Raw genomic sequence first — 19,360 nt, 5'->3', positions numbered from 1 at the left:
AGGTTAACATAGAACCTGTGCAGTCAATGCGGAAGCCCAATCACACTTCGCCAGTCAGCCCTACAGCCTCAATGCCTGCCATTGCAGCAACAGCGTCATTATCGGAGGTATCGCCTGTCACACCCACAGCGCCAATCACGGCACCTTTTTTGTCCCGCAGCAAAACGCCGCCGGGCACGGGCACAACCTGCCCGCCGTAAACGCCATTCACCGCCGCCATGAAGTAGGCCTGCTGTTCTGCCCGCGCCATCTGAGCAGTGCCCGCCATCCCGAGCATCACAGCGCCGTAAGCTTTGCCATGCGCAATCGCAAACCGCCCTGGAGCTGCGCCGTCTTCACGCTCAAATGCCTGCACATGACCGCCCGCGTCAAGCACCACGACAGACAATGGTTTGAACTCCATTTCACGGCCTTTTTCCAAGGCCTTACGAATAATTGTTCGCGCGCGGCGAAGTGAAATCGTCATCATTTTCTCTCCCAATAAGAAAGGTCAGAGCCGTGCTCTGACCTCAAGATTTATGCTTGTGCCTTCAGCTCCAAGCGCCGCGCATGCAGCACAGGCTCCGTATAACCAGACGGTTGCACCCGCCCCTTGAACACCAGATCACAAGCGGCCTGGAAGGCAATCCCATCAAAGCCCGGCGCCATCGGCGTATAGAGCGGATCATTGGCATTTTGACGATCCACAACAGCCGCCATTTTCTGCATAGCCGCCATGACTTGCGCCTCGCTGACCACGCCCTGATGCAGCCAGTTGGCCAAACCTTGTGAGGAAATACGGCAGGTCGCGCGGTCTTCCATCAGCCCAACGTCGTTGATGTCTGGTACTTTGGAGCACCCTACGCCCTGATCGACCCAGCGGACCACATATCCCAAAATGCCCTGCGCGTTGTTTTCCACTTCGGCAGCGATCTCTTCATCAGACAGGTTCTGCCCATCCATCACCGGAACCGTCAGCAGATCATCAAGAGAGCCGCGCGCCCCGCCTGCTTTGATTTCTTCCTGCCGCGCCAGAACATCTACCTCATGGTAGTGTGTGGCATGCAATGTCGCTGCGGTCGGGGACGGCACCCAAGCACAATTGGCACCAGATTTCGGATGCCCGATTTTCTGATCCAGCATCGCGCCCATGAGATCTGGCATGGCCCACATGCCTTTGCCAATCTGGGCCTTGCCCTGAAGCCCGCACGCCAAGCCGATATCGACGTTGCGATCCTCATAAGACAAAATCCAAGGCGTTGTTTTCATTTCACCTTTACGCAAGAACGCACCCGCCTCCATTGAGGTGTGAATCTCATCACCAGTGCGGTCCAAGAAGCCCGTATTGATAAAGGCCACACGGGATTTGGCCGCGCGAATACACTCTTTCAGGTTGGCCGACGTGCGACGCTCCTCATCCATGATCCCCATTTTCACCGTGTTGCGCGGCAGGCCGAGAATATCCTCGACCTTGGTGAAGATCTCATTGGAGAACGCCACCTCTTCGGGGCCGTGCATCTTTGGCTTCACGATGTAGACCGAGCCATGAACGGAGTTTCCACTCTCTTTGTTCAGATCGTGCATCGCAATCATCACAGTCACCAGCGCATCCATCAAGCCTTCGCCGATTTCATTGCCCTCCCGATCAAGAACCGCAGGGTTGGTCATAAGATGCCCAACATTGCGTACCAGCATCAGGGAACGGCCTTTCAGAACAGTTTCCGCACCGCTCGCTGCTGTAAATGTGACGTCCTCATTCAAAACACGTGTGAAGGTCTTGCCACCTTTGCTCACCTCTTCCGCGAGATTGCCCTGCATCAGCCCAAGCCAGTTGCCATAGGCAACCACCTTGTCCTCAGCATCCACACAGGCCACGGAATCTTCGCAATCCATGATCGTGGAAAGCGCGCTTTCCAGCGTGATGTCATTGATACCGGCCTTGTCAGAAGCCCCGATATTGCCCGCACGGTCCACCTCGATGACAACGTGCAAACCATTGTTTTTAAGGAAGACTCGCGAAGGATTAGCCGCCTCTCCGGCGTGCCCCACGAAGGCGTCAACAACTTTCAGCGCCGGGACCATCTGACCGTTCTCAACAGAGAGACCTTTGACATCGCGCCAAGAGCCGTCGGCCAAAGGCAGCGTTTTATCAAGGAAGTCACGGCCCCAAGCGATCACGCGGTCCCCACGGGCCGCATCATATCCACCAGCGGTAGGCAAATCGCCCATGGCATCGGTGCCATAAAGCGCATCATAAAGACTGCCCCAGCGCGCATTCGCAGCGTTCAGAGCAAAACGTGCATTCGTAATAGGTACGACCAGTTGAGGCCCAGGAAGCTGTGCAATCTCGGGATCCACATTTGCTGTCTCGATGGAAAAATCTTCGCCTTCTGGAACCAGATAGCCAATCTCTTCCAAAAAGGCCTTATAGGCTGCAGCATCATGAGGCTGCCCTTTGCGCGAAAGATGCCAGCCATCAATTCTTTGCTGCAACTCTTCCCGCTTTGCCAAAAATGCGCGATTTTTAGGACCAAAATCATGCGCCAGCTCAGACAGTCCTGCCCAGAATTGCTCCTCCGTCACGCCAGTCCCCGGAAGGGCCTGATTGACAACAAAGTCATAGAGCTCCTGTGCGATTTGCAAACCGTTTTGCGCAACACGATCAGTCATTGTGGCTCTCCCTTTCCACTGGATACATTTCTCAATTAGAGCATGAGTTTCCGATAGGCAACAAAATTGGTTATCTTTTTTTACCAAAGGGATTTTCAAAAATATTCATAAATTAAGCGCAAGCTTCTTGCTTTCCAATCCAATCCTTTAAGCCCTTGCAGGCGCCGCAGGAAATCTTAAACCAATAGGGCATTCAGGATGGAGAGACCGATGAAAGATGCCGCCCCGCAGACGATCTATCTCAAGGATTACACACCTTTTGGTTACATCGTCGAGCATGTGGACCTGACGTTCAAGTTACACCCCACAGCCACGCGCGTGCTTTCCAAAATCCGGTTCACCCCCGATACATCGACCTCGGACAAGATGTTTTTCCTTCACGGCGAACAGCTTAAACTCATCTCAGCCAAAATCGACGGACAGGAGATCTCCCCTTCATACGTAGAGGGCGGCTTGCAGGCAGACGTGCCCGACACAGCCTTCACTTGGGAGGCCGAAGTGGAAATCAACCCTGAAGCCAACACAGCTCTTGAAGGTCTCTACATGTCCAATGGCATGTATTGCACTCAATGTGAGGCAGAGGGATTTCGTAAAATCACATTCTACCCCGACCGGCCGGACGTCATGTCCGTTTTTGATGTCCGGATCGAGGCAGACGCCGACAATACCCCTGTCATGCTGTCAAACGGCAACGGGGTAAGCAAAGGCGAAGGCTTTGCCACTTGGTCAGATCCTTGGCCCAAACCGGCTTATCTCTTCGCTCTCGTGGCAGGTAACCTGATTGCGCATACTGACCAGTTTACAACCAAGTCTGGAACTGAAGTTGATCTGGCCATCTGGGTGCGTCCGGGAGACGAGGGCAAATGCGCCTTTGGCATGGAAGCCCTGAAAAAATCCATGACATGGGATGAAGAGGTCTATGGGCGTGAGTATGATCTGGATGAATTCAACATCGTCGCTGTGGATGACTTCAATATGGGGGCGATGGAGAACAAGGGCTTGAACATCTTCAACAGCTCCTGCGTGCTCGCCTCTCCAGAAACAGCAACCGACGGCAATTTTGAGCGGATCGAAGCGATCATTGCACATGAGTACTTCCACAACTGGACCGGCAACCGGATCACATGCCGCGATTGGTTCCAGCTCTGCCTGAAAGAAGGACTCACAGTGTTTCGCGATGCGCAGTTCACGGCGGACATGCGCTCAGAACCGGTCAAGCGGATCGATGATGTGATCGCACTGCGGGCACGTCAGTTCCCTGAAGATCAAGGCCCTCTTTCTCATGCGGTACGGCCGGAAAGCTTTCAGGAAATCAACAACTTTTACACGGCAACCATCTACGAAAAGGGCGCCGAAGTGATCGGCATGCTCAAAACACTCGTAGGAGACGCCGCCTATGCCAAGGCGCTGGACCTCTATTTTGAGCGTCATGATGGTCAGGCCTGCACGATTGAGGACTGGATCAAAGCCTTCGAAGACACCACTGGTCGCGATCTCACACAGTTCAAACTCTGGTATTCCCAGTCTGGAACACCCGAAGTGACGGTGCGCGAAGAATATAACGGCGAGACCTTCACGCTGCATCTCAGCCAAAAGAGCGCACCCACGCCGGGTCAGGATGAAAAACACCCTCAGGTCATCCCTGTTGCCATTGGTCTGCTCAATACTGATGGCGAAGAAGTGCAACCAACAATGGCTCTGGAATTAAACAAAGCCGAACAAAGTTTCTCATTTGAAGGGCATACGACCCGGCCAATCGCATCTGTCCTCCGCGGATTTTCGGCACCGGTGATCCTGAAACAAGACATAGACAATACCAGACGCGCCTTTTTGCTGGCCCATGACACAGACCCCTTCAATCGCTGGGAGGCAGGGCGCGATCTTGCACGAGACAGCCTGTTGGGCGCCATCTTAGAAGGAGCGCCACACAACGCCGCCTACCTTGATGGGCTAAAAGCCCTTCTGTGTGATGAGACTCTGGATCCCGCTTACCGCGCTCTGATGCTTGGGCAGCCCTCACAATCCGAACTGGCAGGGGTTATCCACAAAATGGGCCAAATCCCAGATCCTGCCGCGATTCACACCGCAAGCGAAGCGCTGCGCGACGCCAAAGCGCGAGCTTTTGCGGATATGCTCCCAGATCTCTACGCAAAAAATCAGGTTGAAGGCCCCTTCAGCCCTGAAGCAGGCCCCGCCGGAAAACGCAGCCTCGCCAATGCCGCGCTGGCGCTTGTAACGCGCCTCGACGGAGGGGCAACGGCCTCTCAGCAATACGCACATGCCGACAATATGACATTGCAGCTGGCTGCGCTCAGCGCCTTGATTGACGCAGGCAAAGGCGCAAGCGCGCTACAAGCCTTCTATGATCAGTGGCAGTCCGACCGCTTGGTCATGGACAAATGGTTCTCGCTGCAAGTGATGCATGCCAAACCTGCAGACTCTGCAACCGTTGCCCGCACCCTCACCCAACATGCTGATTTTGAAATGAAAAATCCCAATCGATTCCGTTCTGTCATGGGTATTCTGGCCATGAACCATGCCGGTTTCCATCATCAAAGCGGCGCAGCCTATGCCCTTCTCGCAGATTGGCTGATCAAGCTGGACCCGGTGAACCCACAGACGACAGCGCGCATGTGCAGTGCCTTCCAAACCTGGAAACGCTACGATGCCCACCGCCAGTCGCTCATAAAAGAACAACTGGAACGCATCGCCACTCAAAGCAACCTCAGCCGGGACACATCAGAAATGGTTGGGCGCATCCTTGATGCATAGATCTGAGGAAAGACAATGACCCGCGCACTGCAACACACAACCTACGGGCGCAACCGTCGGAGTATTGCCGTTGTGCTCCTGTTTGCATTCGGCATTTCGGCGCTTTTGGTAGCAGGGCTGCACTGGGTCATTGTCCTCCTTGTATCTCTCCTTGCGGTGCCGTCTTTGGTAGATGTTCTCTTCAACCCGGTAACGCATTTTTCTATCGACGATGACAGCCTGCATTGGAAAAACGTCACACAAGAGGCGAACATTGCGTTCCATAACATCCGCGCGGTGCAGACCGTCACACGTTTGAACGTAGCTTTTCGCGTGACGCTAGAGATGGGCGATGGCGGAAAAGTACGGATTCCACAAGATGTTTTACCTCCACGCGCTGATTTTGAAGCGGCGATGGCAGCACATGATATTCCTGTGATGCACGAGAGACTGAAAATTATCTGACCACAATTTGTGGCTGCATCGACCCAATCGTGACCGCATGATTTCAACTTGGTGCCCTTTTTTAGCCTGAAAGCTCCAACAGAATGGCTGGAGTGACAGGACGGGAGTCGAGATGAAGCTGTTTTCCAGATACCGCACCAAGGGGCCGCACGCGCCTGCTGTGAGCGCAATCGCACCTCCTGCACTGCGCAAACTCGGCAAAGTTTTCTCTCAATCCAGTTCTAGCATCTCCGTAGGCCAGACTTCGGAGGGAAACAAAACCTACCGTGATTTGCTCAGTCGTCTGCAAATTCCGATCAACGCGGAAACGCCCGATCAGATCGAAAGTGCTCAGGTGCGTGACCGCGGCCAGTTTCTGGCGCGTCAGGAAAGGTGGGAAGAACTCGAAGATCTGATCCGAACCCATGATCAAAACAGAGCCGCAACTGCGACGGGCACACCCCTGGCGGAACTCATGTTGTTTGGCGCACGCTCAGATGTCGTACGCGCCGCAGAACATGCCCTTCTCCACGGACGCCCTGCTAAGGACGCCGATTTCTTCGCTGGCATCGAGGCCATGGAGTACCTGCTAGAGGAACACCCAGACAGCTACCCAATTGCTTTGGTAGTCGCGCATATGCATATTGACGTCGGCTGGGCTTGGCGCGGGGCCTCGGCCAAAGAAGATGTGCGCGAAATCAACAGAGAAGCTTTTGAGGCCCACTTTGAGCGTGCCACAAACATCCTGAAAAGATTTTGCCCAAAGGAACGCCACTCCCCAGCCCTCTCTGCGGCCCGCTGCGCGCTTTTGCCCGGCGAAGCCCAGCCTCTCAACACGCTGTGTCGCGAGTTTGAATCGCTCATTGCGCTGGATCCATTCAACCCTCGGCACATGCGCGCGCTTGGCAACTATCTGTTGCCACGTTGGTATGGTGACTTTCCGCAACTGGACCTGCAAGCCCGCCGTATCGCCGCACAAACATATGATGTCTGGGGCGCTGGTGCCTATGCTTGGGTGTGGTTTGACGCCCTATTGGTCGACCCACGTGGGTTGGAAACCCTTGAAATAGAATATTTTGTCGATGGGGTCACCGACGCATTGCAGCGCAGCGGGGATCAACATTCCGCCAACCTCATGGCGGCACATCTTTATCGATGTTGGCAACATGCTCGTGCGCAACACAGTGCTGATGGGCTGCGGGCAGATCTGCCTCCCGCATTACGTCAGGGCTTTGAAATGGTGGTTCGAGATCACCTGCGCGAAATTCATCCCCTGATATGGGGCCATGCTGAAATCGGCTTTGAAAACACCTCTCGTGTGATCTCAAAAGAACGCCTTTCAGCCAAAGGGCGCGACATTGCGCTGCAAGCGGTGGCCATGCCGTTCATGAGCGGCCTTCAGGCTGGGCAAACGGTCTATTTCACACCCGAAGGCATCACTCAGGTGAACCCATAGGCCACTGACCTCTTGCTCCTCATGTCTGGCTGGCCTAGAACGCAGATCAGCCAGATATCTAAGGAGCGTGAGCGATGCTCGACCTGACATATGAGACCCCCAAACCCAAAGTGATCGCGGGTGCCAAACATGACTGGGAATTGGTCATTGGCATGGAGGTCCACGCGCAGGTTTCTTCCAATGCGAAGCTGTTTTCCGGCGCCTCAACCGCTTTTGGTGCCGAACCCAACTCCAACGTAGCCTTCGTGGACAGTGCCATGCCGGGCATGCTGCCTGTCATCAACGAATACTGCGTGGAGCAAGCAGTGCGCACAGGCCTTGGCCTGAATGCCGAGATTCACCTGAAATCCGCCTTTGACCGCAAGAACTATTTCTACCCGGATCTGCCGCAGGGCTACCAGATTTCCCAGCTTTATGAACCCATTGTGGGCGAGGGCGAAATCCTTGTGGATATGGGCCCCGGTGTGGCGCGTTTGGTGCGTGTTGAGCGCATCCACTTGGAGCAGGATGCCGGCAAATCTGTGCACGACATGGATCCAAACATGTCCTTCGTGGACCTGAACCGCACTGGTGTGGCGCTGATGGAAATCGTGAGCCGCCCTGACATTCGTGGGCCAGAAGAGGCCGCCGCATATGTCACCAAGATGCGTCAGATCCTGCGCTATCTGGGCACCTGTGACGGCAACATGCAGAACGGCAACCTGCGTGCGGACGTGAACGTCTCCATCTGCCGTCCGGGCCAGTATGAGAAGTACATGGAAACACAGGACTTCTCACATCTCGGCACCCGCTGCGAAATCAAGAACATGAACTCCATGCGCTTTATTCAGGCGGCGATCGAATATGAAGCCCGTCGTCAGATCGCGATTGTTGAGGCTGGTGGCACCGTCGATCAAGAGACCCGTCTCTATGATCCGGACAAGAACGAAACCCGCTCCATGCGCTCCAAAGAAGAAGCGCATGATTATCGCTACTTCCCGGATCCCGATCTGCTGCCACTGGAGATCGAACAAGGCTGGGTGGACGATATTGCCAAGACCTTGCCAGAGCTGCCGGATCAGAAAAAGTCACGCTTTATCAAAGACTACGGCGTGACCGAATATGATGCTTCGGTGCTGACGGCTGAGGTTGATCTGGCTGACTACTTTGAAGCCTCTGTGGGTAAAGGTGACGGCAAGAAGACCGCAAACTGGGTGATCAACGAAGTGCTGGGCCGCGCCAATAAGGCCGAAGTGCGCCCGCAAGAACTGGTCGCACCTGAAGCCAACGCCGCCATTCTTGCCATGGTCGCCTCTGACGAAATCAGCACCAAGATCGCCAAAGACGTGCTTGAGATCCACATCGAGACCAAAGACGATCCCGCTAAGATCGTTGAAGAAAAAGGCCTCAAGCAGGTGACCGACACCGGCGCAATCGAAGCCGCTCTTGATGAGATCATCGCGGCCAATCCGGCGCAGGTGGAAAAGGCGAAACAGAACCCGAAACTGGCGGGCTGGTTTGTGGGTCAGGTGATGAAAGCCACCGGCGGCAAGGCCAACCCAAAGGCTGTTAACCAATTGGTGGCGCAGAAACTGAACGGCTAAACGCTGCGTCGGTATCGCGTCGGTATCGCAGCCATAACGCGTCGGTGTAAAAACCGGCGCGTTTTGCGTTTTAAATCGTTAACAGCCCAACAGCGTGCCCCCTGCAACGGCCCATGGCATCCGCGCCCTTACCGCCGCCTAAGTTGGCCCATTTTCAGAGAGCCGATGGCGTAACGCCAAAATTGCTTCGCGCACAGAGAGCGGCACCAACGCGTCATAAGCATGCACCGCATAAATCGGAACCGGTGCGGGATTATGAGCAGAGCACACTCTGACCAGCCTCCCTCCTGCAAGGTCTTCGGCAACCGCAAGATCCGGCAGCAAAGCCACCCCCATCCCTTCTCTGGCCATGGCCAGAACCGCGTCGACCGTGTTGCCGCGCAAGTTGGGCACAAATCGCAGATCGCCCCTTATCTCACTGTCGCAGGCAAACGTAACAGTGGCGGGCTCACGCATATGAGCCACATAAGGCAGTTGCTGAATCCAGTCCGTAAACTCTGCTGCTGAAGGCGATGGGCCGGTTTCCAGCAATTCGGGAGCCACACAGAGAGTATCGCACAAGGCGCCCACCCGTTGCGCTTTCAGGCTGCTGTCGGGCAGGTCGCCAACAGTCAGTGCCAGATCAATGCCTCCTGCCACCAGATCCAGACGGGCATCATCGGCGATCACACGCGGCTGCAGAGACGAGAATCGCCTGAGCATCTGCGCCAGTGCAGGCGCCACAACCGGCGCGATAAGCGCATGCGGCGCTGTAATCACAAACGGCCCTTTGGGCGTGGCGCCATAGGCCTCCATCTCTGTGCGAGCGCTGTGTGACAAAGCCACAATATCTTTGCATCGCTGATAATAGCGCTCACCAGCGGGAGTCAGAGTGAAACGGCGTGTTGTTCTGATGGCCAGTTTGACGCCGAGTGTGTCTTCCAGATGTTTGAGATTTTGACTGACCGCCGATTTTGCCACCCCCAGAGCGTCTGCCGCACCAGTGATTGACCCCGCTTCGACAATGGCAAGAAAGGACATCGGCAGAGGCGACAGCATATTCAATTGTTCTCCAAAACTGAACTTATACTTCATACTATGCCTATTTTTCACACCAATCAAACGATCTAGATCATGGCGCAGAACATGAAGATTGGAGCACCATGATGAAATTCCTCCCCACCCTCTCGCTTCTGGGCGCTTTGACGATGAGCATCGCAGCACCTGCTTTTGCTCAAGACGCGGAGACCCGTGCCGCAGACGAATTTGCCCTAAGCACAGCCGTGGCCACCGCCAGCCGCGCCTGGCGCGATGCGTTCAATGCCGGAGACGCAACCGCGGCCGCCGCACTTTATGAAGAAGACGCCATCATGGTCGCCAAGCCCTTTGGCACCTTTGAAGGCCGCGACGCCATTCAAGCCTTTTGGCAAAACCTGATTGAAAATGGCTATGACGATATCGTCTATACACAGACCACAACACAAGTTGTGGACCAGTCACTGAATGCCGCACAGGTGTCCGCGCAGTGGCGTATGAACAAAGCGCATGGGATTATCACCAATGAACTCTGGGTGATGCAGCCAGATGGCACCGCATTGCTGCGCGAAGACCACTTCGAAGTCGCTCCGTAAACTTAGCCGCGTCGGGACAATCACACACGCCCCAAAAGTAAAAAGGCCCGCAGGAGCAAACCTGCGGGCCTTTTAAAATCACTGATCCTGTATCAGCGTTTTTTCTTTTTGAATTTGAAACCGCCAAACTCTTCATCCAGCAGGTCGCAGGCGTGTTGAACATCAGCTTCACATGCTTGGGTGAGGTAGACCTCAGCTTGGTCTTTGTCTTTGGCAATACCTTCGCCAAACAGGTATTGATACCCTGCGGCATAGCAGCCGCGAATATGGCCTTTGTCACAAGACAGCACAAACAGATCCAGCGCTTTGGCATAGTCCTGCACCACGCCTGCGGCATCCCGATAGAGCCACGCCAGATTGTTGCAGGCCAGCCCATCGTCCTTTTCACATGAGCTTTCATACAGCACATGGGCCTTTTGATGGTCCCGCTCCACGCCTTTCGCATTGGAATAAGCATCTCCCAGATTGGTACAAGCGTAGACATGCCCTTTGTCACAAGCGGTCTGGAAGTAAGTGAAGGCGCGCGACAGATCTTCTTCGACGCCACGCGCAAGACCATAGGCCAATCCTGCATTGTAGCAGCCAACGGTATTGTCACGCTCACAAGCGATTTCCGAATAATGGGCCGACTTGGCCAAGTCTTCTTCTACACCGATGGCAAGCGCATAAGCGCTGCCGAGCTTACCACACCCAAGCCCAGAGCCGGCTTCACAGCTGCGTTCAAAATACTTGACCGCCTGTTTGGTATCTTTCGCAGTGACTTCGCCATTTTCAAGCAGGATCCCGGCAAAGGCACAGCTTTCCGCATCAAACCCGTAGCGCCCTTCGCAAGCCTGCATATACATGCTGAGCGCAAGACGACCGTTTTTGATCCCCGCCTCCCCATACTCGTAAATCAGACCCAATGCGCGGCAACTGGCCCATTCTTCGCTGTCACAGGCATAGGAATGCAACAGGGCTGCCTGCCTGTCGTCCCGCGCAACGCCCTGTCCTTTTTCCGTTAAAAAACCCAGTTTGGAGCAGGCATAAGACATGCCGTCGCCATAACAGGCTCTGTCGTAGAGCTGTGCCGCGACATCATAGGCTTGTGAGACGCCGCGTCCTTCCTCGTGAAGCACGCCCAGATAGGCACAGCCAGCCGCATCACCACCATCACAGGACAGCTGATAAAAATGCGCCGCCTGCGCGTCATCTGCAACAACACCCCGCGCAAGCTCGTGCATGCGCCCAACCGACACACAGGACCAGGTCTCACCGGCCTCACAACCGACAGCATAATATTGCGCGGCGCGTGTGAGATCCACCTCCACTCCGCGGGCGCGTTCATACATATATCCCGCGTCTGCACAGCTTGGCTCAAACCCGGCCTCGCAGGCCTTTACGTAAAGTTCCGCTGCTTTGGTTTCATCCCAGGAAACGCCCTCACCACCATAGTAAAGGTGCCCAAGTTGATAGCAGCTTTCTGCGGTGCCTGCATCGCAGGCCTCTGTGAGCGCGACGACCTCTGGTGCAGGGGCTTCGTCCTGTGCAGCCGCCGGCAGAGCCGCCCAAGAGGCTGCCAACGAAATCGCGGCAACCGATATGGCAGAGGAAGGTGAAAAGAATAGTGTTTTCATATGAGTACTCCGAATGCACTCAGGCAGTTACGGCAGTTTTATGTGAGTCTCAAGCACGTCGCCTTTGGACTTTGGTCGCCCTGTAGTGGGGGCGCAGCTAAGCAAAGCTCCCCTAGGTAACTCCAAGCGTTGTCCCTCTGGATCTCTCTTGAACTCAGAAAGCGGCATTGCCATAAAAAAGGGCGGCCAACAGGAGTGCCCAATGACCTATGACGCCCCTTTTTTATCCAAGCCCATGGCTGTCGAAGCGCAATGGCTTGACTACAATGGGCATTTGAACATGGCGTTTTATAATGTGCTTTTTGATCGCGGCGTGGATCAAGTCTATGCGCCACTGGGTTTGGGGCCAGAGTACCGTGACCGCACGGGGCACACGACATTTTCGGCGGAATTTCACGTCTGCTACATTCGGGAACTCCATTTGGGTGATCAGGTCCGAGCCAGCTTTCAACTGCTGGATCACGGCCCAAAGAGCTTTCACTTCTATCAAGAACTGCGCCATGTGGACGGCTGGTTGGCCGCAACCGGCGAAGGGATCGGCTTGCACATTGATCAAAGCGGTCCGCGGGTGGCGGCCATGCCAGCAGAAATCCAAACGCAATTTAACATTATGGCTCAGACCCATAGCGGCTTGCCGCGCCCAGAGAGGGTGGGACGCCCAATGGGGCTGCGCAAACCACTAGACGCGCTGACACGCGCATGAGACTGTGCCACGCATGGCGGATTTGATCGATATAATACAAGAACGCAAAGAACTGCCGCGCTTCTTAGAGCGCGACGGGCTGATTGGCATTGAACTTGGCGTGGCCGGGGGCTGGTATTCCAAGCGCCTGATGGAAACCGGTTTGTTCAAAGAGCTTTATGGGGTGGATCTGTACGGCGATCATCATGACACCGAAGAATACATAAAAGCCCTTCATAATGTCGGTATGGGCAAACCTTACTGGCTTTTGCGGATGAGCTTTGACGAGGCCCTGAGTGCTTTCCCGGATGAGTATTTTGATTTTGTGTACATCGATGGCTATGCACACACCGGGGAAGAGCGCGGCAAGACCATGTTTGACTGGTTCGCCAAGGTGAAAGTCGGTGGTATGATTGCCGGCCATGACTATCACAAAAAATGGCCACTGGTGCAGATCAGCGTCGACGCGCTGGCGGAGGAGTTACAACAGCCTGTGATGCGCACCGCGCTTTCCAAGAAACGGGATCCGCAGGATAAATTCCCCAGTTGGGCCATGTTCAAGGAAGATGCAAAAACACCCGCGTACCCGGATCGATTGCGCCTGCTTCCAAAGAAACTGCGTGGATAAAAATGGCGACCCAACGTATTTGCGCAAGCGATATTTGAAAATGGCGCATGACACGCCGTGGTGCTTTAAAGTCTGGACGAAGAGTTATGACATTTGAATACAAAGTGATCCCCTCCCCCACCCGCGGCTTAAAAGCAAAGGGGGTGAAAGGACCCGATGGGCGGTTTGCCCATGCGCTGGAACACCAGATGAACATGCTGGCGGCGGAGGGCTGGGAGTTTGTTCGGGCCGAAACATTGCCCAACGAAGAACGCAGCGGGCTCACCGGATCCGCCACCACATATCGCTCCGTGTTGGTCTTTCGTCGCAACAAAACAGATGAGGTTGCCGTATTTCACCCGGAGCGAATCCCCGCAACATCACGCGCTGTGCCCGCTACGCCACCGGTTGTCACCCCTGAGGCAGACATGCCTGTCTCGGACCAAGAAGCAGATGCGCCTGCTGCAAACGACGAGTATGAAGAAATGTCTGAGGAGGTCTCCGCAACAGAGGTGTCCGTATCCCCTCCGTCGGACCGACCATAGTGCTAGGGCGTGTCAATATCCAAAGCCAATGCATGGATACGGGACAGCACTTCTGCGCCCAGCGCGGCATGTACGGCACGGTGCCGTGTAATCCGGGACTGACCCGCAAAGGCGTTAGCACGAATCCGCACATTGAAATGGCTTTCCCCGCCTGAAGGCGCGCCTGCATGTCCAGCATGGCTGGCGCTATCATCCTGCACATCAAGTTCCACCGGGGAAAAGGCCTCTGCCAACTTTTTGTGAATTTCCTGTGCAACGCTCATTTTTCTGACTCCGACCTCTTCAATCTGGCGCGCTTTAGGGTAAACTCTCTGCTCCGAGTCGAATAGGTGCGTGAATGACAAAATCTGATCCCTTCGGTTTTGATATGTCGGTGAAATCGGCGAAGAAGAAGAACCCGCGCGGGCGCCGTGGCATGACAGGCGCGTCAGAAACCTCTACGCGCGAATGTGAACACCCCGGATGTACCGAGGCTGGCCAGTACCGTGCGCCACGCGCGCCGGATGTGCTGGATGAGTTCAAATGGTTCTGCAAAGACCATGTGAGGGAATATAACCTCAAGTGGAACTTCTTTGACGGCAAGACCGAAGCCGAGTTGAACGCGCAAAACTCCAAAGACAAAGTCTGGGAGCGCGAGACAAAAAAATTCACCGATCCAGAAGCCCGTGCATGGGCCCGTCTGGGCATTGAAGATCCTCATCAGGTTCTGGGGGGCAATGCCACACAGAACCCAGGTAAAAACGGGGGGGCCTCCAAACGCCTGCCACCGACGGAACGTCGGGCCATAGAAATCCTTGAAGCCAAGGACAGCTGGACCAAAGCAGAAGTGCGCAAGGCTTATAAAAAGCTCATCAAAGTGCTGCACCCTGATATGAACGGTGGTGATCGCAGCCAGGAAGATCAGCTTCAAGAGGTGGTCTGGGCCTGGGACCAGATCAAAGAAAGCCGCAACTTCAAGTGATGTCGCGGATTTAGGGGCGCAATATTGCCCCTGAGGCTTTCTGACTGACAGTTTTATAAAGCCGCGCGGTTTTGAGTGGACCGCGCGCTTTTGTATTCCGGCACAGGCCGCACTTGATTTGACACGGTAAATCAGCACATTTTGCGCTATGGGTCATGACAGTCCAAAACATCTTGCCGCAATTGTGCGCGACTTTGCCTCTTATCTGATCGCCGAAGGCCATCAGCAGGCGGATGTATTTCAAGGCACCCTTCTTTCTCTGACGGAGATTTCAGAACCAGAGGCGATGGCCCCGATCGCAGAGTTGGGTCGTGTTTTTGACAATGGCGCCGCGCTGACCGGTGATGACCTCATCGGCATTCGTTGGGGGCTGAACAGACGTTTTGTTCAGCTCGGCCTTGTGGGCTACCTCGGACGTTCCTCTATGGATGTCAAAAACATGCTGCTGAACATCGCGCGCTACAGACAGGTGTTTTCGGACCCGATTGATTTTGACGTAAGCCAATTGGAAATCACCGGCGCCTTTATGTGGAGCTACAATTTGCCGCCGCGCATCAACCTGAGCCGCTTCGTTGAAGCTCAAACAGCACAGGTCATCGGCGGTCTCAACCTTGTGGTGCCACGTCAGTTGAAACCCAAACTGATCGAATTTGAGCATTTCCGCAGCGCGCGCGCCGGTGACGTCCAAAGTCTGTTTCACTGTCCGGTCAGCTTTGGGCATACGGCCAATCGCATTGTGTTTCATCAAGCGGACCTTGATCTGCCCCTAAGCACTGCCGACGCAGGATTACAGGCGGTCTTGCAGCGGCACTGTGAGCTGGTTTTGGCCAATCGCCCCAAAGATCGCCCCGATATTCAGGTGAAGGTTGAAAAGGCCATTGTCGATCGCATTGCCCAAGGGCAGGCCACCGTGGGCGTCATCGCAAAAGATCTGGGCATGAGCGCCCGAACGCTGGCACGACGTCTGGGCGACGTCGGCACGACATATCAATCCATTCTCTCCAATTTACGACGCGCATTGGCCGAACGCTACCTCTCTGACCACAGCCTGTCGCAAAGCGAAATTGCTTATATGTTGGGCTACTCTGATGTCAGCTCCTTTGCGACCGCATTTAAACGATGGACCGGTCATTCTCCGGGCGAGCAACGCCACACGCGCTCCTGACGCCAAACAACTTGGCAAATTTCCTCAAAACCTTGGCACGTTTCCCTAAGGCGGGACTGACCAGCGCCCCTATGTCCTTTGCGAAGGCGCGCGACCAATTATGCCGCCTTCCACAGGACCGCATTTGAATAGGATTTGGAGGCAACATGAGTCTGGTTGGATTTGTTTTTGTAATTGGCTTTTTTACCGTGATGCTCCGCCAGAGATCGCCCATGCTGCAACCGCTCACAGAAGTGCGCGCGCCATGTAGCGAAAGGGCATAAGGCGGTGAGCAGGATTATTCTAATCGATCCGGACAGGGACTGTCTGAGCCTTTTGCAATTGCAGTTGGAAGCGGAGGGACATGTGGTCCGCACACATGTAGATCCGGACACAGCCTTGCCTGACGTGGCGCGTCAGATGCCAGATCTGGTGATCATGGAAACGCGCTTCGCCAAGATGGACGGTCTTGCCGTCTTTGACCGCTTACGGGACGGCTTTCGGGTGCCCGTGATGATCACAAGCGCAACAAGCAGCGACAGTGAAGAGGCCATGTATCTGCGCCTGGGCGCATCCGACTATCTGGCAAAACCCTTTGCCAGAAAGGTCATGTCCGCCCGCGTTGCTGCGGCGCTGCGCGTGGGGTTTGTCTCCTTGGAGGCCGATGACGCGACACAGGTTTTGCAGCGCGGTCTGCTGAGGCTCGACAAGCTCAGACATCTTGCCTCCTGGGACGGCAAGGACGTGATGCTGACCGCTTCGGAATTCAATGTGCTGTGGATCATCGCGCAACGTCCCGGACATGTTTTCAGCCGCGCGGCCATTCTGGATCAGGCCCACGGTGGCGATGCGGACGTTACAGACCGCAGCATTGACAGTCAGGTGAAGCGCATTCGCCGCAAGCTGCGCGACGTTGCGCCAGAGTTCAACGCGATCCAGACCCTCTACGGGCTTGGCTATCGCTTTACGGAACCCTCAAGCGAGGTTGCCGCTTAAACCGCAAGCTCGCGGATGGGGCCCTCCCCTTTGCGGGAGGGTCAGGTCTCCCGATGTTTCTGGGCACATCGCCCCCCGCTCAGGTCTTCGGGAGACCTGGCAAATGCCCCAAGCCTGTCTGAAACACATGAAGGGGCCATCCGTCGCCTTCGCTCTCATCTCCGGTGGCACAGAAATTCAATCTATACCCCCGCATAGGCGCGCGGGTGGGCGTTTGACGACAACGCCGCGTCTTTTGCGTGGTTTCGCTTGTGATCTGTTTGGAATTGATGCACCAAAGGCCGGTAGATTTGGGCCGCCCTCATCGCGCGGCTTGTAGAAGGACGATGGACATGGCCAACGGCACTATGGAAAGCAACGCAAAGCCCACCGAAGACATTGATCTGCGTGATGTGTTTGGCATCGACAGCGATATGAAAATCAAGGGTTTTGAAGAGCGCACCGACCGTGTGCCGGAAATCGACCCGACCTATAAATTTGACCCCGAAACCACGCTGGCCATCCTTGCTGGCTTTGGTCACAACCGCCGGGTGATGATTCAGGGCTATCACGGCACCGGTAAATCGACCCACATCGAACAGGTGGCCGCGCGCCTGAACTGGCCCTGTGTGCGCGTCAACCTGGACAGCCACATCAGCCGGATCGACCTGATCGGGAAAGACGCTATCAAACTGCGCGATGGCAAACAGGTGACAGAATTCCACGAAGGCATTCTGCCTTGGGCCCTGCGCAACCCGACGGCCATTGTGTTTGACGAATATGATGCAGGCCGCGCCGACGTGATGTTTGTCATTCAGCGGGTTCTGGAAACCGATGGCAAGCTGACCCTGCTGGACCAAAACGAAGTGATCACGCCCAATCCCTATTTCCGCCTGTTTGCCACGGCCAACACCGTGGGCCTCGGGGATACCACCGGGCTGTATCACGGCACGCAGCAGATCAACCAAGCGCAGATGGACCGCTGGTCTCTGGTGGCGACGCTGAACTACCTCAGCCACGATGCCGAAGCCGCGATCATCCTGTCCAAAGCGCCGCATTACAACACCGCGGAAGGCCGCAAAATTGTAAACCAGATGGTGACTGTGGCAGATCTGACCCGGACAGCTTTCATGAACGGCGATCTCTCAACCGTGATGAGCCCACGGACCGTGATCAACTGGGCGGCCAACGCGGAAATCTTCCGCAATGTGGGCTATGCTTTCCGCCTGAGCTTCCTGAACAAATGTGACGAGCTGGAACGCCAGACTGTGGCAGAGTTCTACCAGCGCTGCTTTGACGAAGAGCTGCCGGAAAGCGCTGCAAACGTGAGCTTGGGTTAAACAACAGCCTTGTCCGGCGGCAACGCCGGGCAGTGCCCGACCGCCCCCATGGGCGGGCACTTCGTTTTCCGCCCGCGGTCGGGCGCCGCCCTCTCATGAAGGAAGGCTGGACAAAGACCACTTTGGGCGGGAAACTCATTCTATGGACTGGGTGCGATCATGAAAAAACCAAGCGACAACCCCGCTGATCCGTTCAAGAAGGCCCTGGCTGAGGCCACCAAAGTGATGGCCAACGATCCGGAATTGTCGGTCTCTTACACGGTGGACCCGTCTGGTGTTTCTGGCGATGCAATGCGCCTGCCACAGGTGAGCCGCCGCATGAGCCGCGATGAGGTGCTTTTGGCACGGGGCACGGCAGATGCGCTGGCGCTGCAGCGCAAGTATCACGATGACGCAACCCACATGCGCTATGCGCCCGGACAGGGCATTGCGCGCGATCTTTATGAGGCCATGGAAACCGCGCGCTGCGAAGCCATGGGCGCGCGTGACATGCCCGGTACAGCCTCCAACATTGACGTGAAGATCAGCCACGACGCCGCCGGCCGTGGCTATGCGGACATGACCTCCACAGAGCAGGCCCCCCTTGCGGTGGCAGCAGGCTATCTGATCCGGCATCTGGCCACAGGCCGCGACCTGCCACCAGCAGCTGCCAATGTGATGGACCTCTGGCGCGGCTACATCGAGCAAAGCGCCGGAGAACATTTGGGGGACCTTCAAGGTCTGCTCGACGATCAACAGGCCTTTGCGAAATTTGCCCGACAGATCATTGATGATCTGGGCTATGGCGATCAGCTTGGGGATGATCCTGACGATCTTGATGATCAACAGGATGACGCTGAGCCAGAATCCGAAGAACAGGATGATCCCGATAGCAGCGGCGAAGACCAAAGCGAAGAAGAGGACACCGAAGCCAATCCTGAGCAGTCTCAGGAAGAGCAACAGGACATGTCCGAAGCGCAGGTCACCATGGATGACATGGCCGACGACGAGATGTCCG

17 protein-coding genes and 1 pseudogene are annotated in these 19,360 nt (G+C 55.6%); 13 read left to right on the top strand and 5 right to left on the bottom strand.

Annotated elements, in window-relative coordinates:
* Positions 1-40 precede the first annotated feature (40 nt).
* Both SHM7688_RS11705 and SHM7688_RS11700 read right to left on the bottom strand, forming a co-directional pair.
* Positions 41-466 (bottom strand): GlcG/HbpS family heme-binding protein, encoded by a 426-nt coding sequence (locus SHM7688_RS11705; protein WP_083499043.1) that lies wholly within the window; start codon positions 464-466, stop codon positions 41-43.
* A gap of 50 nt (positions 467-516) precedes the next feature.
* Positions 517-2,649, bottom strand: coding sequence for a malate synthase G (locus SHM7688_RS11700; protein ID WP_058240116.1), 2,133 nt, complete (start codon positions 2,647-2,649; stop codon positions 517-519).
* Between the two features lie 210 nt (positions 2,650-2,859).
* On the opposite strand from SHM7688_RS11700, the gene pepN reads away from it, so the two are divergent.
* The 4 genes from pepN to gatB all read left to right on the top strand — a co-directional run bounded on the left by pepN (position 2,860) and on the right by gatB (position 8,883).
* Complete coding sequence (gene pepN, locus SHM7688_RS11695; protein WP_058240115.1) at positions 2,860-5,421, top strand: aminopeptidase N; 2,562 nt, start codon at positions 2,860-2,862, stop codon at positions 5,419-5,421.
* A gap of 15 nt (positions 5,422-5,436) precedes the next feature.
* The gene (locus SHM7688_RS11690; RefSeq protein ID WP_058240114.1) at positions 5,437-5,865 is read left to right on the top strand and encodes a hypothetical protein; all 429 of its coding nucleotides are present in this window, start codon (positions 5,437-5,439) and stop codon (positions 5,863-5,865) included.
* A gap of 112 nt (positions 5,866-5,977) precedes the next feature.
* A complete protein-coding gene (locus SHM7688_RS11685) occupies positions 5,978-7,300 on the top strand; it encodes a hypothetical protein (RefSeq protein ID WP_058240113.1) in 1,323 nt (440 codons plus the stop codon).
* 74 nt (positions 7,301-7,374) lie between these two features.
* The gene (gene gatB / locus SHM7688_RS11680; RefSeq protein ID WP_058240112.1) at positions 7,375-8,883 is read left to right on the top strand and encodes an Asp-tRNA(Asn)/Glu-tRNA(Gln) amidotransferase subunit GatB; all 1,509 of its coding nucleotides are present in this window, start codon (positions 7,375-7,377) and stop codon (positions 8,881-8,883) included.
* 138 nt (positions 8,884-9,021) lie between these two features.
* Here gatB and SHM7688_RS11675 read toward each other — a convergent pair whose 3' ends face one another.
* Complete coding sequence (locus tag SHM7688_RS11675) at positions 9,022-9,957, bottom strand: LysR family transcriptional regulator (protein WP_223229206.1); 936 nt, start codon at positions 9,955-9,957, stop codon at positions 9,022-9,024.
* 71 nt (positions 9,958-10,028) lie between these two features.
* Between SHM7688_RS11675 and SHM7688_RS11670 the strand changes: the two genes are divergently transcribed.
* The gene (locus SHM7688_RS11670) at positions 10,029-10,493 is read left to right on the top strand and encodes a YybH family protein (RefSeq protein ID WP_083499042.1); all 465 of its coding nucleotides are present in this window, start codon (positions 10,029-10,031) and stop codon (positions 10,491-10,493) included.
* Between the two features lie 92 nt (positions 10,494-10,585).
* Here SHM7688_RS11670 and SHM7688_RS11665 read toward each other — a convergent pair whose 3' ends face one another.
* On the bottom strand, positions 10,586-12,109 hold the full coding sequence (locus tag SHM7688_RS11665) for a tetratricopeptide repeat protein (protein ID WP_058240111.1): 1,524 nt from the start codon (positions 12,107-12,109) through the stop codon (positions 10,586-10,588).
* A 202-nt stretch (positions 12,110-12,311) separates the two neighbouring features.
* Between SHM7688_RS11665 and SHM7688_RS11660 the strand changes: the two genes are divergently transcribed.
* The 3 genes from SHM7688_RS11660 (at position 12,312) to SHM7688_RS11650 (ending at position 13,943) form a co-directional block, all read left to right on the top strand.
* Positions 12,312-12,812: a thioesterase family protein gene (locus SHM7688_RS11660; RefSeq protein ID WP_058240110.1), complete on the top strand. Its 501-nt coding sequence runs from the start codon at positions 12,312-12,314 to the stop codon at positions 12,810-12,812.
* Between the two features lie 13 nt (positions 12,813-12,825).
* Positions 12,826-13,419, top strand: a complete 594-nt coding sequence (locus tag SHM7688_RS11655; protein ID WP_058240109.1) for a class I SAM-dependent methyltransferase — start codon at positions 12,826-12,828, stop codon at positions 13,417-13,419.
* Between the two features lie 86 nt (positions 13,420-13,505).
* Positions 13,506-13,943, top strand: coding sequence for a DUF4177 domain-containing protein (locus SHM7688_RS11650; protein WP_058240108.1), 438 nt, complete (start codon positions 13,506-13,508; stop codon positions 13,941-13,943).
* 2 nt (positions 13,944-13,945) lie between these two features.
* Here the strand turns inward: SHM7688_RS11650 and SHM7688_RS11645 are convergent, their stop codons facing one another.
* Positions 13,946-14,206, bottom strand: coding sequence for a BolA family protein (locus SHM7688_RS11645; protein WP_058240107.1), 261 nt, complete (start codon positions 14,204-14,206; stop codon positions 13,946-13,948).
* Between the two features lie 74 nt (positions 14,207-14,280).
* Here SHM7688_RS11645 and SHM7688_RS11640 point away from each other — a divergent pair, with 74 nt between their 5' ends.
* From SHM7688_RS11640 to SHM7688_RS20060, 5 genes and pseudogenes are all read left to right on the top strand, one after another.
* Entirely contained in the window at positions 14,281-14,904 is a 624-nt protein-coding gene (locus SHM7688_RS11640; RefSeq protein ID WP_058240106.1) for a DnaJ domain-containing protein, read from the top strand.
* A gap of 148 nt (positions 14,905-15,052) precedes the next feature.
* Positions 15,053-16,069 (top strand): AraC family transcriptional regulator, encoded by a 1,017-nt coding sequence (locus tag SHM7688_RS11635; RefSeq protein ID WP_058240105.1) that lies wholly within the window; start codon positions 15,053-15,055, stop codon positions 16,067-16,069.
* A 267-nt stretch (positions 16,070-16,336) separates the two neighbouring features.
* Positions 16,337-17,044, top strand: a complete 708-nt coding sequence (locus SHM7688_RS11630; protein WP_083499029.1) for a response regulator transcription factor — start codon at positions 16,337-16,339, stop codon at positions 17,042-17,044.
* Between the two features lie 332 nt (positions 17,045-17,376).
* Positions 17,377-18,363, top strand: a complete 987-nt coding sequence (gene cobS, locus SHM7688_RS11625; protein WP_058240246.1) for a cobaltochelatase subunit CobS — start codon at positions 17,377-17,379, stop codon at positions 18,361-18,363.
* A 159-nt stretch (positions 18,364-18,522) separates the two neighbouring features.
* Positions 18,523-19,360 (top strand): annotated as a pseudogene (locus SHM7688_RS20060) (cobaltochelatase subunit CobT); the annotation flags it as partial.

The organism is Shimia marina (assembly GCF_001458175.1).
In the GTDB taxonomy this organism is placed as follows: Bacteria; Pseudomonadota; Alphaproteobacteria; order Rhodobacterales; family Rhodobacteraceae; genus Shimia; species Shimia marina.
Note: the sequence above shows the minus strand (reverse complement) of the source record. Positions and strands in the feature narration are given on the sequence as shown.

Coding starts and splice junctions, on each gene's coding strand:
- SHM7688_RS11705 (WP_083499043.1), bottom strand. CDS start 466: ATGACGATTTCACTTCGCCGCGCGCGAACAATTATTCGTAAGGCCTTG.
- SHM7688_RS11700 (WP_058240116.1), bottom strand. CDS start 2,649: ATGACTGATCGTGTTGCGCAAAACGGTTTGCAAATCGCACAGGAGCTC.
- pepN (WP_058240115.1), top strand. CDS start 2,860: ATGAAAGATGCCGCCCCGCAGACGATCTATCTCAAGGATTACACACCT.
- SHM7688_RS11690 (WP_058240114.1), top strand. CDS start 5,437: ATGACCCGCGCACTGCAACACACAACCTACGGGCGCAACCGTCGGAGT.
- SHM7688_RS11685 (WP_058240113.1), top strand. CDS start 5,978: ATGAAGCTGTTTTCCAGATACCGCACCAAGGGGCCGCACGCGCCTGCT.
- gatB (WP_058240112.1), top strand. CDS start 7,375: ATGCTCGACCTGACATATGAGACCCCCAAACCCAAAGTGATCGCGGGT.
- SHM7688_RS11675 (WP_223229206.1), bottom strand. CDS start 9,957: ATGAAGTATAAGTTCAGTTTTGGAGAACAATTGAATATGCTGTCGCCT.
- SHM7688_RS11670 (WP_083499042.1), top strand. CDS start 10,029: ATGAAATTCCTCCCCACCCTCTCGCTTCTGGGCGCTTTGACGATGAGC.
- SHM7688_RS11665 (WP_058240111.1), bottom strand. CDS start 12,109: ATGAAAACACTATTCTTTTCACCTTCCTCTGCCATATCGGTTGCCGCG.
- SHM7688_RS11660 (WP_058240110.1), top strand. CDS start 12,312: ATGACCTATGACGCCCCTTTTTTATCCAAGCCCATGGCTGTCGAAGCG.
- SHM7688_RS11655 (WP_058240109.1), top strand. CDS start 12,826: ATGGCGGATTTGATCGATATAATACAAGAACGCAAAGAACTGCCGCGC.
- SHM7688_RS11650 (WP_058240108.1), top strand. CDS start 13,506: ATGACATTTGAATACAAAGTGATCCCCTCCCCCACCCGCGGCTTAAAA.
- SHM7688_RS11645 (WP_058240107.1), bottom strand. CDS start 14,206: ATGAGCGTTGCACAGGAAATTCACAAAAAGTTGGCAGAGGCCTTTTCC.
- SHM7688_RS11640 (WP_058240106.1), top strand. CDS start 14,281: ATGACAAAATCTGATCCCTTCGGTTTTGATATGTCGGTGAAATCGGCG.
- SHM7688_RS11635 (WP_058240105.1), top strand. CDS start 15,053: ATGGGTCATGACAGTCCAAAACATCTTGCCGCAATTGTGCGCGACTTT.
- cobS (WP_058240246.1), top strand. CDS start 17,377: ATGGCCAACGGCACTATGGAAAGCAACGCAAAGCCCACCGAAGACATT.